This window comes from Alcanivorax sp. HI0083, from assembly GCF_001635175.1.
Window position 1 is genome coordinate 1 of the sequence record NZ_LWFX01001603.1, and the last position, 750, is coordinate 750.

The window sequence follows — 750 nt, forward strand, 5'->3', positions numbered from 1 at the left end:
GATCACGGCCATGGAAATCAAGAAAGGCAGGCACACCAAAGCGTGCGGGTAGCGCGAGCGAAAGGCTGCTCACGCCTGTTCTTGTCCTTGTTCGCGGCCGAGCAGGGCGGCCTTGCGCTCAACCCCCCAGCGGTAACCGGACAGGCCGCCATCGGCGCGCACAATACGGTGGCAGGGCACCAGCACCGCCAGCCGGTTACTGGCGCATGCCCGCGCCACGGCGCGGGCCGCGGTGGGCCGGCCAAGCTTTTCTGCCAGTGCCTGGTAGGAGAGGGTTTGCCCTGCCGGAATCGATCTCAGCATCGCCCAAACCTGCTCCTGAAAGGCGGTGCCCCGGATATCCAGGGGCAGGGCATCCGGCATCGAAGCCTGTGTGCCGAGAGGCTGGTCGATCAGCGTAATCACCATGGCAACACGCTGATCGAATGCATTATTGCCGGGTAATATCTCTGCACCGCTAAATTCCTGTTGGAAATCTCGCAGCAGGGCATCCGGGTCATCGCCCATGGCGACGGCACAGATTCCATTTTTGCTTTCGGCCACCAGCACGGCGCCCAGCGAGCTGTCCGCAATGGCGACACGCAACGCCAGGCCTTTACCGGCTTTGCGGTACTGCCCCGGTTTCATGCCCAGTGTTTGCCCGGAGGAGCTATGGAGATGGCTGCTGGAATCAAAACCCGCGTGATGGGCGGCGTGGGTCAGCGGCTGGTCGTCACGCAGTTGTTGGCGAACTCGGCGGCGGCGGACCGC

1 protein-coding gene is annotated in these 750 nt (G+C 63.6%); it reads right to left on the reverse strand.

Translation table 11 applies throughout. The annotated features are described in order from the left end of the window. Positions 1-69: 69 nt before the first annotated feature. A partial coding sequence (locus A3754_RS23800; RefSeq protein ID WP_156497190.1) for a methylated-DNA--[protein]-cysteine S-methyltransferase occupies positions 70-750 on the reverse strand: 681 nt, incomplete at its 5' end.